Source organism: Aestuariimicrobium kwangyangense DSM 21549, assembly GCF_000421525.1.
GTDB classification, from domain to species: Bacteria; Actinomycetota; Actinomycetes; order Propionibacteriales; family Propionibacteriaceae; genus Aestuariimicrobium; species Aestuariimicrobium kwangyangense.
In genome coordinates, this window is sequence record NZ_ATXE01000003.1 from 89280 (window position 1) to 102060 (window position 12781).

The 12781-nt window shown below is 68.0% G+C and carries 14 protein-coding genes; all 14 read left to right on the forward strand.

All coding sequences use genetic code 11. The features are described from left to right. Positions 1-11: 11 nt before the first annotated feature. The 14 genes from H507_RS0110385 to H507_RS16140 all read left to right on the forward strand — a co-directional run bounded on the left by H507_RS0110385 (position 12) and on the right by H507_RS16140 (position 12756). Positions 12-2168 (forward strand): alpha-galactosidase, encoded by a 2157-nt coding sequence (locus H507_RS0110385; RefSeq protein WP_026378087.1) that lies wholly within the window; start codon positions 12-14, stop codon positions 2166-2168. Next, the gene (locus H507_RS16130; protein ID WP_022910649.1) at positions 2165-5635 is read left to right on the forward strand and encodes a DUF5107 domain-containing protein; all 3471 of its coding nucleotides are present in this window, start codon (positions 2165-2167) and stop codon (positions 5633-5635) included. The genes H507_RS0110385 and H507_RS16130 overlap by 4 nt, the downstream gene beginning before the upstream one ends. Further along, positions 5632-6495 (forward strand): aldose epimerase family protein, encoded by an 864-nt coding sequence (locus H507_RS0110395; protein WP_022910650.1) that lies wholly within the window; start codon positions 5632-5634, stop codon positions 6493-6495. Before H507_RS16130 ends, H507_RS0110395 begins: the two co-directional genes overlap by 4 nt. Before the next feature lie 276 nt (positions 6496-6771). Beyond that, the gene (rplN, locus tag H507_RS0110400) at positions 6772-7140 is read left to right on the forward strand and encodes a 50S ribosomal protein L14 (protein WP_022910651.1); all 369 of its coding nucleotides are present in this window, start codon (positions 6772-6774) and stop codon (positions 7138-7140) included. After that, the gene (gene rplX / locus H507_RS16135; protein ID WP_022910652.1) at positions 7141-7551 is read left to right on the forward strand and encodes a 50S ribosomal protein L24; all 411 of its coding nucleotides are present in this window, start codon (positions 7141-7143) and stop codon (positions 7549-7551) included. It abuts the gene before it with no gap. After that, positions 7548-8183: a 50S ribosomal protein L5 gene (rplE, locus tag H507_RS0110410; RefSeq protein ID WP_022910653.1), complete on the forward strand. Its 636-nt coding sequence runs from the start codon at positions 7548-7550 to the stop codon at positions 8181-8183. Before rplX ends, rplE begins: the two co-directional genes overlap by 4 nt. Before the next feature lie 14 nt (positions 8184-8197). Further along, on the forward strand, positions 8198-8383 hold the full coding sequence (locus tag H507_RS0110415; protein WP_022910654.1) for a type Z 30S ribosomal protein S14: 186 nt from the start codon (positions 8198-8200) through the stop codon (positions 8381-8383). Positions 8384-8471: 88 nt separating this feature from the next. After that, positions 8472-8879: a 30S ribosomal protein S8 gene (gene rpsH, locus H507_RS0110420; protein WP_022910655.1), complete on the forward strand. Its 408-nt coding sequence runs from the start codon at positions 8472-8474 to the stop codon at positions 8877-8879. Positions 8880-8908: 29 nt separating this feature from the next. Continuing rightward, complete coding sequence (gene rplF, locus H507_RS0110425; protein ID WP_022910656.1) at positions 8909-9451, forward strand: 50S ribosomal protein L6; 543 nt, start codon at positions 8909-8911, stop codon at positions 9449-9451. 2 nt (positions 9452-9453) lie between these two features. Beyond that, complete coding sequence (gene rplR, locus H507_RS0110430; RefSeq protein ID WP_026378088.1) at positions 9454-9837, forward strand: 50S ribosomal protein L18; 384 nt, start codon at positions 9454-9456, stop codon at positions 9835-9837. 18 nt (positions 9838-9855) lie between these two features. Next, on the forward strand, positions 9856-10473 hold the full coding sequence (gene rpsE, locus H507_RS0110435; protein WP_022910658.1) for a 30S ribosomal protein S5: 618 nt from the start codon (positions 9856-9858) through the stop codon (positions 10471-10473). Then, positions 10473-10655 (forward strand): 50S ribosomal protein L30, encoded by a 183-nt coding sequence (gene rpmD, locus H507_RS0110440; protein WP_022910659.1) that lies wholly within the window; start codon positions 10473-10475, stop codon positions 10653-10655. The genes rpsE and rpmD overlap by 1 nt, the downstream gene beginning before the upstream one ends. Before the next feature lies 1 nt (position 10656). Beyond that, on the forward strand, positions 10657-11097 hold the full coding sequence (rplO, locus tag H507_RS0110445) for a 50S ribosomal protein L15 (RefSeq protein ID WP_022910660.1): 441 nt from the start codon (positions 10657-10659) through the stop codon (positions 11095-11097). A 291-nt stretch (positions 11098-11388) separates the two neighbouring features. Further along, positions 11389-12756: an extracellular solute-binding protein gene (locus tag H507_RS16140; RefSeq protein ID WP_022910661.1), complete on the forward strand. Its 1368-nt coding sequence runs from the start codon at positions 11389-11391 to the stop codon at positions 12754-12756. The last annotated feature ends 25 nt before the right edge of the window (positions 12757-12781 follow it).

Sequence of the window (12781 nt, forward strand, 5' to 3'; positions counted from 1 at the left end):
ACAGTTGTGCCGTGAACAATGCAGCCCAGCCTTCGACGGAACCCTCCACGAGCGGGAACCCCACCCGCGTGGCCCACCTGCGTCGAGACGGGGTGTCAGTCGTCGTCGAGCTCGGGCGAGGACTGCCCCGCATCCTGCACTGGGGTGCCGACCTGGGTGAGCTCACCGAGAGCGACCTGGCGGCGGTCGAGCTGCAGACCCGAGCCACCACGGGGGACTCCCGGGTGCATGCCCCGTACCCGGTGACGGTGTTGCCCGCCCTGGCGGAGGGCTGGGTCGAACGTCCGTCCCTGTCGGGGCACCGGACCGACCACACCGCGTGGGCGCCCCTGTTCACGGCCGCGGGCCACGAGCTCACCGACCACCAGGTCGTCGCCCGGGCAGACGACGAGGCGTCGGGGCTGGCCCTCGCAGTGCACCTCGCGCTCGAGGTCGGGGGAGTGCTGACACTGACCTGCACGCTCACCAACACCGGTGACACCGACTTCGAGCTGACCTCCCTCGAGCCGCACCTGCCGGTGCCCTCGCGGGCAACCGAACTCGTCGACTTCACCGGACGCTGGGCGCAGGAGCGCACCCGTCAGCGTCGCGAGTTCCTGGTGGGGCATTGGGTCCGGGAGTCCCGGGGTGGCAAGCCCGGTTTCGAGAGCCCGTGGGTCACGATGGCGACCACCCACGAGGCGGGTCACCGGTCGGGCGAGGTCTGGGGCATCCACCTGGGTTGGTCCGGTTCGCAGGTGACCGCCGCCACCCGCACCCCCTACGACACCCGGGCCCTGTCGGCCGGCGAGATGCTCCTCCCCGGCGAGGTGGTCCTCGCCCCCGGACGGAGCCACACGAGTCCCACCCTCTTCGCCGCCTGGGGCAGAGGCCTGGACGCGATGGCCGAGCGCTTCCACACCCTCGTCCGGTCATGGCCCAACCAGCGGGCCGCCCGTCGTCCGGTCACGTGGAACTCATGGGAGGCGGTCTACTTCGACATCGACCCCGACACCCTGATGGCGGCCGCCCGGCGTGCCGCCGAGATCGGGGTCGAGCGGGTCGTGGTGGACGACGGCTGGTTCACCGGGCGCCGCGACGACACGTCTTCGCTCGGTGACTGGGTGGTCGACACCCAACGTTGGCCCCAGGGCATGAAGCCACTGGCCGACCTGGTGCACTCGCTGGGGATGGAGTTCGGGCTGTGGGTGGAGCCCGAGATGGTCAACCTCGACTCCGACCTGGCCCGCAGCCACCCCGAGTGGTTGTTCGACGCCGGCCACGGCGTGGGGCTTCCCAGTCGCCACCAGCACGTGCTCGACCTGACGCATCCGGAGGCCTGGCGGCACGTGCGTGACCAGATCTCGACGGTCATCGGCGAGGTGGGCATCGACGCGCTCAAGTGGGACCACAATCGCTACCTGCTCGATGCCGGCCACCAGCCCTCCGGTGCACCCGCGGTGCGGGCCCAGACCGTGGCGGCACTGTCGCTGATGCGTGACCTGATCGAGCGGCACCCCGGGCTGCAGATCGAGTCCTGCTCCTCGGGTGGGGGTCGGGCAGACCTGGGTGTGATGCAGATCGCCACGCGCATGTGGCCGAGCGACATCAACGACCCGCACGAACGCACCTCGATCCTGGCGGCCACCGAACTGCTGCTGCCGCCCGAGGTGACCGGCACCCACCTCGGTGCCTCCCCCGACCACATCACGGGTCGTTCCTTCTCCTTGGCCACCCGGGGGTTGCTCGCCCTCGGGGGTCACCTCGGGATCGAGGCTCCCCTCGAGCGCCTGCCCCAGGCTCAACTCGATGAGCTGGCCGCCTGGGTGGCCCTGCACCGACGCCACCGCAACCTGCTGCACAGCGGCAGGGTGGTCCACGTCGACACCGATCCCGCGATCGCCGTGCGCGGCGTCGTGGCCGAGGATTCGTCGGAGGCGCTCTTCAGCCTCGTGGTGCTGAACCGGCCCGTGACGTGGCCCGCCGAGCGCTGGCGCCTCGAGGGCCTCGACCCCCACCGCCGCTACCGGGTCAGCGAGCTGTCTGCCACCGGTGCCGCTCGCAGCGAACCTGCCTGGCTGGCCGAATCGATCACGGCGTCGGGTGCAGCCCTGATCGAGATCGGGCTGGAGTGCCCACGGCTGAACCCCGACACCGGCGTCCTCGTGCACGTGGAGGAGGTCCGATGACGACTCCCACGGACACCCCCGGCGAGGGCGACTTCGTCCCGCACGACGCTCCCGGTCTGCCGACCCGTCCGCAACGCTGGAGGGACGCCCCGGTGGCGGTCTGGGAGGAACCGCTGACGCTGCCCACCTACCATCCGGACAGTCCCTCGCCGCATCCGGCCTTCCTCGGCAACCGGGTCTACCAGGGCTCCTCGGGTGCGGTACATCCCATGCCGCTGTACGAGTCGATCGAGCCCGTCGCCCGTCCACGGGACTGGCGGGCAGTGCACCTCGAGAACGACTGGTTGCGCATCGTCGTGCTGCCGGAGCTGGGTGGCCGCATCCACATCGGCTACGACCGGGTGCGTGACCACGACTTCTTCCATCGACAGGACGTGATCAAGCCTGCGCTGGTGGGGTTGGCCGGTCCCTGGATTGCCGGTGGCGTCGAGTTCAACTGGCCGCAGCACCATCGTCCGGCGACGTTCCTGCCCACGGACGTCGAGATCGAGCACGGGGACGACGGCTCCGTCACCGTCTGGTGCAGTGACCACGACCCCCTCACCCGCATGAAGGGTATGCACGGCATCAGGTTGGCCCCCGACCGGGCGGTGGTCGAGGTGCTGGCCCGCGTGCACAACCGCACCGACGTACCCCAGACCTTCCTGTGGTGGGCCAATGTCGCCGCCCGGGTCGACGAGAACTACCAGTCGTTCTTCCCCACCGACGTGCACTTCGTCGCCGACCACGCCAACCGCGCCACCACCGGCTTCCCGGCAGCGGATCGTCCCTACTACGGGGTCGACTACCCGGCCCGGGTCACCCCCCAACATCCCGACGCGGACCGGCTCGACTGGTACCGCAACATCCCCGTGCCCACCAGCTACATGGTGCTCGAGACCGACGACGAGTACTTCGGCGGCTACGACCACCGCCGGGGCGCGGGCTTCGTGCACTGGGCCTCGCGCGAGGTCTCGCCGGGCAAGAAGCAGTGGACCTGGGGCAACCACGAGTTCGGCCACGCCTGGGACCGGGCGCTCACCGACGACGGCGGCCACTACATCGAACTGATGGCCGGAGTGTTCACCAACAACCAACCCGACTTCAGCTACCTGCAACCGGGGGAGACCAAGACCTTCAGCCAACTCTGGTACCCCATCGGCGAGCTGGGTCCGGTGCAGCAGGCCAACCCCGATGCCGCCGCCAGCCTGGTGGTCGAGCCGCTGCCCCGCGGTGACGGCGATGACGACGACCCCGCGGGCGCAGAGCTGGACGAGCGTCGGGTGACGGTCCGTGTGCAGTCGACCCGGGCCCTGGCCGACTGCTCCGTCGAGCTCCTCGTGGGCGGGGAAGGGGCGGAGGTCCGACAGGTGGAGCAGTGGTACCTGGGTGACCTCGACCCCGCCCACCCCGTCACCCGCACCGCCACGGTGCCCTCGGGTGCCGGCGTGCGCGCGATCGTCCGGCAGGGCTCCTCACCCCTGCTGACAGTGCTCCCCGTCGAGCAGCCGGACAGCTTCGAGGTACCTCCCCCCGCCGTGGAACCGGCGCCCCCCGAGCAGGTGGCGAGCAATGACGAACTCTGGTTCATCGGCTCCCACCTGGAGCAGTACCGGCACGCCACCCGATCACCTGAGACCTGGTGGTCGGAGGCCCTGCGACGCGACCCGGGCGACTTCCGCTGCAACGTCGGCATGGGCCTGCGACGCTTCCGGGCTGCCGACTTCGAGGCAGCCGAACGCCATCTGAATGCCGCGGTGGCGAGGTCCAACACCCACAACTTGAACCCGCGTGACGCCGAGGGTCACTACCTGCTGGGCTTGACCCTGATGCGGCTGGGTCGACTCGATCAGGCGTGGACGATCCTCGCGCGCGCCGGCTGGGACGGTCACTGGTGGGTGCCCGCACAGCTGGCCATGGCGCGCATCGAGTTGCTGCGCCGTGACGACCAGACCGCGGTGGAACGTCTGTTGACCCTGGTGCAGCGCTCGCCTGAACAACTGGAGGCACGCGACCTTGCCGTGGTCGGTCTGCGCCGGTTGGGTCTGGCGGACGAGGCGACCGACCTGCTCGACGGGACCCTCGCGCTCGACCCCCTGGACGCGTGGGCGCGGGTCCTACGGGTGCTCCCTGCCGACACTGCTCCCACGCGTGAGGATCTCAACCGGGTCGGGCTCGACCCCGTGACCTGGCTCGACGTCGCCAAGGAATTCAAGCGCTGTGGGGCCTGGGACGAGGCCCTGGCGGTGCTGGCCGCCGGTGATCGGGCGGCCCCCGTTGAGGGCATGACAGGGGTGGCCCCGCTGTTGTCGCACCACCGTGCCCACGTGCTGGCCCTCCGATCGGGCGAGCACTCCTCACCGGCAGTGGCCGAGGCGCTCGCCGAAGCCGTGGCCAGCGACCCCAGGTGGGCGCTGCCCATCGATCATGACGACGTGGCTGCCCTGCGGTGGGCGGTCGACCTCGACCCGGGCGACTGGCTCGCCCACTCGATGCTCGGCAGCTGGAACATGCACTGGCGGCGGTTCGACCAGGCACAGCGGCACTGGTCGGCCAGTTGGACGACCCACCCCACGGCGGTGGTGGGCCGGTGCCTGGGCCTGCTCGCCCACAACCACGACCACGACCCGGCACGGGCGTGGCAGTTCTACGAGCGAGCCCGCGCCCTCGCCCCCGATGATGCGCAACTCCTCTCCGAACTCGACCAGTTGGCGCAGTTGCGCTCTGAGCCGGTCGCGTCACGGTTGGCCCGGCTGGACCGGTACCCCGAACTGGTGGGGCGGCGTCACGACCTGGCGGCACGTCACGCCGGGCTGAAGGTGGTCATCGGACGAGCGGACGAGGCCCTCGCAGCCCTCGCCCGCCGGCAGTTCCAGCCCTGGGAGGGCGGTGAGGGCCAGGTGCTGGCCACGTGGGAGGCAGCCAGCCTCGCCGCCACCCTGCAGCACCCCCACCGAGCACTGGCGCTGGTCGACTCGGCCCTTCGTCCGCCGGCATCGTTGGGGGAGGACCGGCACCTGCTGGCCAATCCCGCGCACCTGTGGCTCGCCCGGGGCGACGCCCTCGCCCGGCAGGGCGAGAGGCGGGAGGCCCAGCAGGCCCAGCAGGCCTGGCGCCGTGCGGCGGAGGCCGTCGGCGACTTCCGTGAGATGGCCACCACCCCGCACTCGGACCTGAGCTTCTTCCGGATCGTGGCGCTGCGCCGACTCGGGGAGGGCGAGCGAGCCGATGACCTGACCGCCGACCTGGCCGACTTCACCGACCACGTCGCCAGTGCCCCCGCCCGCATCGACCACTTCGCGACCTCGCTTCCCCAGCTGTTGTTGTTCGTGCGACCCCCGGAGGCCGACCGCGACGACCAGGTGGCGGTGTTGCGCGCCCAGCTTGAGCTCCTGGCCGGCGTCACCGACGGCCCGGCGCTGCAACACGCCAGCCACCGACTGCCGCACCACCTGCTGTTGTGGTGGAGCGCGCAGGTCTGCCGATGACCCCCGACCTGCGACTGGCCGGGGCCGGGGGAGAGGTGAGGGTCCGGCCCGAGCGGGGGGCGAAGCTGACCTCACTGCGATCTCCCGACGGGCTCGAGTGGCTGTCGACCGGGCGCGAGAGCTGGTCCGGCCCGGGCTTCACGGAGTCCGAGATGGGCGGCTGGGACGAGTGCGCGCCGACCATCTCGGCGGCACGGCTGCAGGACGGCCGGGCGCTCGGGGACCACGGCGACGTCTGGGACGAACCCTGGCGCGTCGTCCGCCACGACGGGGTGGAGCTCACCTGTGAGGTCGACGTGCCCCGGCTCGGGTTCAGCCTGCGCCGCCGCATCACGCCCACCGGGGCAGGCTTCCGACTCGACTACCGGGCGCGCAGCCTGCCCGCCGCACCTCCGCTTCCCTTCCTGTGGGCGGCCCACCCCCAGTTCATCGCGCCCGAGCGACTGCTGGTACACCACCTGCGTGAGGTGCTGCCGACCCACCCGGTCGTCGCGGACGCACCGGTCCCGTGGGACGGTCCTCCGCCGATGGTGGCGACGGGTGGTGCCGCTCCCGAAGTGCCCCGGGCGCACAAGGTGTGGGCGCACAAGGTTTGGGCGCACAGGCCGCGCCTGCCGGCCGAGGTGGTGCTGGGGCGCGAAGGCTGGGACCTCGTCCTCGGCTGGGGAGGTGCACCGCTGCGCTCGGTCGCCCTCTGGTTCGACCCGGCCGAGTACGCCGAGACCCCCGTGGTGGCGGTCGAACCCGCGACCGGGACGGGAGACGACGTGAGCCGTCTCGTCCCCGGTGACGAGGTGGCAGTGCTCAGCCATGAGCACCCGCTCGAGTGGTGGGTGGAGCTGTCCTTCAGGCGTACCTGAACAGTCCGGACGAGGCTCCCGATCCGCACCTCGGAGGGTGCTGGGGAGGCTCCCGGGGAGGCCACTGGCGCGATTAGGCCGCAGCTCACCGCTGGGATACTCTTGACCAGTTGTGTCCAGGTCTGTGCCCTCGGCTTCATCGTCGGTGGGGACCTTTCCTGGAGTTTGGCAACTCCCGCACGTTCGCGAGCGGGGCGCCTCCTGGCAAAATCCAGGGGGTCAACCACGAGCTCGGACAGGCCCCGCCAGAGGAACCGGTCGAGCAGAGGAGAATCAATGATCCAGCAGGAGTCGCGGCTGAAGGTCGCCGACAACACTGGTGCCAAGGAACTCTTGTGCATCCGTGTTCTCGGTGGGTCGAAGCGCCGTTACGCCGGCCTGGGGGACACCATCGTGTGCAGCGTCAAGGACGCCATCCCCGGCGGCAATGTCAAGAAGGGCGATGTGGTCAAGGCCGTCATCGTCCGCACCGTCAAGGAGTCGCGTCGTGTCGACGGCTCCTACATCAAGTTCGACGAGAACGCCGCGGTGATCCTGAAGAACGACGGGGAGCCCCGTGGCACCCGCATCTTCGGCCCCGTCGCCCGCGAACTGCGCGAGAAGAAGTTCATGCGCATCGTCTCGCTCGCCCCGGAGGTGATCTGAATGAAGGGTCTCCACGTCAAGAAGGGTGACCGCGTCAAGGTGATCGCCGGCAAGGACCGCGGCACCATCGGCGAGATCATCGCCGTTGACATCGAGCGTCAGCGCGTCACCGTGCAGGGCGTCAACATCGTCAAGCGCCACCTGCGCGACCAGGCCAACTCGTCCGGTGCCCAGGTCAAGGGCGGCATCGTCGCGTCCGAGGCTCCCATCCACGTGTCGAACGTGCAGCTGGTCGTCGGCTCCGGTGCCGATGCGCAGGTCTCCCGGGTGGGCTACCGCCGCGAAGAGGTCACCAAGCGTCGCGCCGACGGCAGCGAGTACACCGCCTTCCGCTCCGTGCGCTACCTCAAGAAGGAAGAGCAGGCGAAGGCCGACAAGCCCGCCAAGGCCAAGAAGGAGGCCGACAAGTGACCACCACCGAAGCCCCCCAGGTCAAGGCTGTGCCCCGCCTGAAGCAGAAGTACCGCGAGACCATCGCGCCCGCCCTGCACCAGGAGTTCGAGTACGCCAACGTCATGCAGATCCCCGGTCTGACCAAGATCGTGGTCAACATGGGTGTCGGCGAGGCCGCTCGCGACTCGAAGATCATGGACGGCGCCATCCGCGACCTGACGGCCATCACCGGTCAGAAGCCGCAGGTGACCAAGGCCCGCAAGTCGATCGCCCAGTTCAAGCTCCGTGAGGGACAGCCGATCGGCTGCCACGTCACGCTGCGTGGGGATCGCATGTGGGAGTTCGCCGATCGTCTGCTGAGCCTCGCGCTGCCCCGTATCCGTGACTTCCGCGGTCTGAACTCGAACCAGTTCGACGGTCAGGGCAACTTCACCTTCGGTCTCAACGAGCAGGTCATGTTCCTCGAGATCGACCAGGACAAGATCGACCGCACCCGCGGTATGGACATCACCTTCGTGACCACCGCGAAGACCGATGCCGAAGGTCGCTCGCTGCTCAAGCACCTCGGCTTCCCCTTCAAGGAAGTTGACGATCCCAAGAAGACCGGCCCCAAGCGCGGCAAGGCCTTCTACTCCAAGAAGAAGAAGTGAGCTGAGGTACTGAGATGGCAAAGACCGCTCTGAAGGTCAAGCAGTCGCGCAAGCCCAAGTTCGCCGTTCGTGCGTACACCCGCTGCAACAAGTGTGGACGGCCCAAGGCCGTCTTCCGCAAGTTCGGCCTGTGCCGCGTCTGCGTGCGCGAACTCGCCCACCGTGGCGAACTGCCCGGCGTGACCAAGTCCTCCTGGTGAGAGACCTCGAACCTTCCACATCTGAGCGCCACAGGTCGTCGTCCGTCGAGGACGAACGAAACCGGGGCGAGAAAGAGGCTGAACAGCCATGACCATGACTGATCCCATCGCAGACATGCTGACTCGTCTGCGTAACGCCAATCAGGCGTACCACGACAAGACCAGCATGCCCAGCTCGAAGATCAAGGTCGGCATTGCCGAGATCCTGAAGTCCGAGGGCTACATCGCGGACTTCGAGATCAAGGATCCGACCGAGGGCGAGGTCGGCAAGACGCTGACCCTGACCCTCAAGTACGGCGACTCCCGCGAGCGTTCCATCGCTGGCGTGCGTCGCATCAGCAAGCCCGGTCTGCGCGTCTACGCGAAGTCGACCAACCTCCCCAAGGTCCTCGGTGGCCTGGGCGTGGCGATCATCTCGACCTCGCAGGGACTGCTGACCGACCGACAGGCACACGAAAAAGCCGTGGGCGGCGAAGTTCTCGCCTTCGTGTGGTGACCGAACGAGACTGAGGAGGAGAAGAACAAATGTCACGAATTGGCAGGCTCCCGATCACCGTCCCGTCCGGTGTCGAGGTGAGCATTGATGGCCAGACCGTCGCGGTGAAGGGTCCCAAGGGCACCCTGAACCACGTCGTCGCGGCTCCGATCACGATCGGAAAGAATGACGAGGGCCAGATCGAGGTCTCCCGTCCCAACGATGAGCGGCTCTCGAAGTCGCTGCATGGCCTGACCCGAACCCTGGTGAGCAACATGGTCACCGGTGTCACCGAGGGCTATGAGAAGAAGCTCGAGATCGTCGGTGTTGGTTACCGCGTGATCTCCAAGGGCCCCAAGCAGCTCGAGTTCGCGCTCGGGTTCTCGCACCCCGTGATCGTCGACGCCCCCGAGGGTGTCACGTTCGCCGTCGAGAACAACACCAAGTTCTCGGTGCAGGGCATCGACAAGCAGGTCGTCGGCGAGGTTGCGGCCAACATCCGCAAGATCCGCAAGCCCGAGCCCTACAAGGGCAAGGGCGTGCGCTACGCCGGCGAGCACGTGCGCCGCAAGGTCGGAAAGGCTGGTAAGTGATCATGGCTCTCTCGTTTGGTCCCCGCAGGGGAATGGCGAGCCGCGTTGCATCGCGTCTGCGTCGGCAGGCTCGGGGACGCAAGAAGATCTACGGCTCGCACGAGCGTCCCCGCCTGGTCGTGACCCGCTCCGCCCGCCACATCGGCGTGCAGGTGGTCGACGACGTCGACGGTCGCACCCTGGCCAGCGCCTCCACCATGGAGGCCGGCCTGCGCACGTTCGAGGGCGACAAGTCGGCGAAGGCCGCCAAGGTGGGCCAGCTGATCGCTGAGCGCGCCAAGGCAGCCGGTGTCGAGTACGTGGTCATGGACCGCGCTGGCAACAAGTACCACGGTCGGATCGCCGCGCTCGCTGATGCAGCGCGCGAGGCCGGTCTGGGCCTCTGACGGACGAAAGGAACAGCGATGAGTGGAACTCAGCGCCGCGGTGGCGGCGCAGCTGGTGAGCAGCAGCAGCGTCGCGGCCGTGACGACCGTCGTGGCGGACAGCAGCAGCGCGAAGAGAAGAGCCAGTACCTGGAGCGGGTCGTCGCCATCAACCGTGTGGCGAAGGTCGTGCAGGGTGGTCGTCGGTTCAGCTTCACCGCCCTCGTGGTGGTCGGCGACGGCGAAGGCACCGTGGGTGTCGGCTACGGCAAGGCCAAGGAGGTGCCCGCGGCAATCGCCAAGGGTGTCGAGGAGGCGAAGAAGAACTTCTTCCGGGTGCCGTTGATCCAGCGCACCATCCCGCACCCCGTGCAGGGCGAGAAGGCTGCCGGTGTGGTCATGTTGCGTCCGGCTTCGCCCGGTACCGGTGTGATCGCCGGTGGTTCGGCCCGCGCCGTGCTCGAGTGTGCGGGTGTGCACGACGTGCTCGCCAAGTCCCTCGGTTCGGCGAACGCCATCAACGTGGTGCATGCCACCGTTGCGGCGCTCAAGGGACTCGAGACCCTGGAGGCCGTGGCCAAGCGCCGCGGCAAGTCCGTCGAGGACGTGGCCCCTGCAGCTCTGCTGAAGGCGTCGCGGGTGGAGGTGGCTCACTGATGGCACGTCTCAAGGTGACCCAGACCAAGTCTGGCGTGAATCGCAAGCAGAACCAGCGAGAGACCCTGCGTACGCTCGGTCTCAAGCGAATTGGCGACGTGGTGGTGAAGGAGGATCGTCCCGAGATTCGCGGGATGGTCAAGTCCGTCGCCCACCTGGTCGTCGTGGAAGAGGTGGAATGACATGGTGTTGAAGCTTCATCACTTGCGCCCTGCCCCGGGTGCCAAGACCGAGAAGACCCGTGTGGGTCGCGGTGAGGGTTCGAAGGGCAAGACCGCTGGCCGCGGTACCAAGGGCACGGGAGCGCGCAAGAACGTTCCCCAGTTCTTCGCAGGTGGCCAGATGCCGCTGCACATGCGCATGCCGAAGCTCAAGGGCTTCAAGAACCCGTTCCGCGTCGAGTACCAGGTCGTCAACCTGGCCAAGCTGGGCGAGCTCTTCCCTGAGGGTGGCACCGTGACCGTCGACGACCTGGTGTCCAAGGGCGCCGTTCGCGCCGGCCACCTGGTGAAGGTGCTCGGCAACGGCGACCTCAGCGTCAAGCTGAACGTCACCGTCGACGCCTACTCGGCCTCGGCCAAGCAGAAGATCGAGGCCGCCGGCGGAACCGCCGACACCCTCTGATCAACGTTCGATCCTGATCGTCGACGACGGCGGTCCCTCCTCGTGGGGGGCCGCCGTCGTCGGCGTTCGGGGTGGTGGAACACCCTTGGCGAGCGCTTTCCGCGAGGGGGCCGGCGGAGGATGGTGCGGCGTCCCTCACTTTCTCGACACGACTAGGGGCAACACCCGTGGTCGAAGAAGGTCACGAACGGGACACAATGACGGGGTGGGGGCTTGCGTGCGGCGGCGGCGGCGCTACGTTGGACCCAGTCCGTGGCGAAGGCGCCATGGAAATCCTGTGGAGGGACATTGATGACCACTCTCAACCGACGCACCCTGTTGGGTGCTTCTGCCGCCGGGATCTCGGCGGTCGCTCTGACTGCTTGTGGCGGTGGATCGGGCGCAGGACCTGGCGGTGGCGGCACCACTGGCGGTAAGTCCGGTGACGCCAAGGCCGACTACATGAAGGCCGAGGGCAACAACTTCGGGGGAAGCATCTCCTGGGGTTCGTGGGCCAACCCGGGTGAGGCCAAGCGCTTCAACGAGTACGCGGCCAGCTTCAAGCAGAAGTACGGCACCGACGTGAAGTTCCAGGTCGTCTCCGGTGACTACGCCTCGAAGATCCAGACCCAGCTGGTGGGCAACGCAGCCCCCGACGTCTTCTACGTCGGTGACAACATGATGGCCAAGCTGGTGGAGAACAACGCACTCGTCGAGATCGGCGAGTACATGAAGTCGTCGGCCTCGCGCTCGCCGTTCGACCAGCACCTGACCAACCTGCTGGACTGGTGCCAACCCAAGGGTGACGGCAAGTTCTACGGCATGACCGTCGACTGCAACCCGGCCACCTTCTGGTTCAACCAGGACCTGCTGCAGGAGGCCGGTTACGGCGACGACCCCGCCAAGCGTTTCGAGGGCGGAGCCTGGACCCAGGAGGCCGTCGACGAGCTGTTCACCAAGGTGACCGCCAAGGGCAAGAAGGCCCACGTGCTCGAGTCGGGCTACGGCCACTGGCTCTCGTGGATGACCACCTTCGGTGGCAAGCCCTGGGCCGACAACGGCGACTGCCAGATCGACAAGGACGATGCCTGCATGAAGGCCATCGAATGGATGTGGGGCCACCTCGACAAGGGGACCATGACCTACGGTGGTTCGCTCCCCAAGGGCCAGGGCGTCGACGCGCTGTTCTACGCGAAGCAGCTGGCGACCATTCCCTACGGCCGCTGGATCCTGCCGAACCTGAAGGAGCTGAAGTTCAACTACGACATCGCTCCCTACCCGACGATCGACGGCAAGGAGATCATGCCGACCGTCGTGTACGTGGCCGCCATGGGTGTCAACGCCAAGGCCAAGAACGTCGACCTGGCGAAGGCGTTCACCGCCATCTACACCGGTGTCGAGGGTGAGAAGGCCCGTCTTGCGGGCGGCGGCAACGCCGTGCCCGCCGTGAAGGGCCTCGAGAACCTGGTGGAGGAGGACAACCCGCCGCTGCCGAAGCACGCCAAGACGTTCAACGACTTGGCTGGCAAGGGCTACGCCATCCCGCTCAAGATCGCCAACAACGCGGTCGTTGCCTCCAACCTGGGCACGGTCGTCGACAAGTGGATCAAGGCCAAGGTGTCTGCTGCTGACTTCGGCAAGAAGCTCACCACCTACATCAACACTGGCAAGGAGTCCTGAGTCGTTCGTGAACTGAGGTTCACGA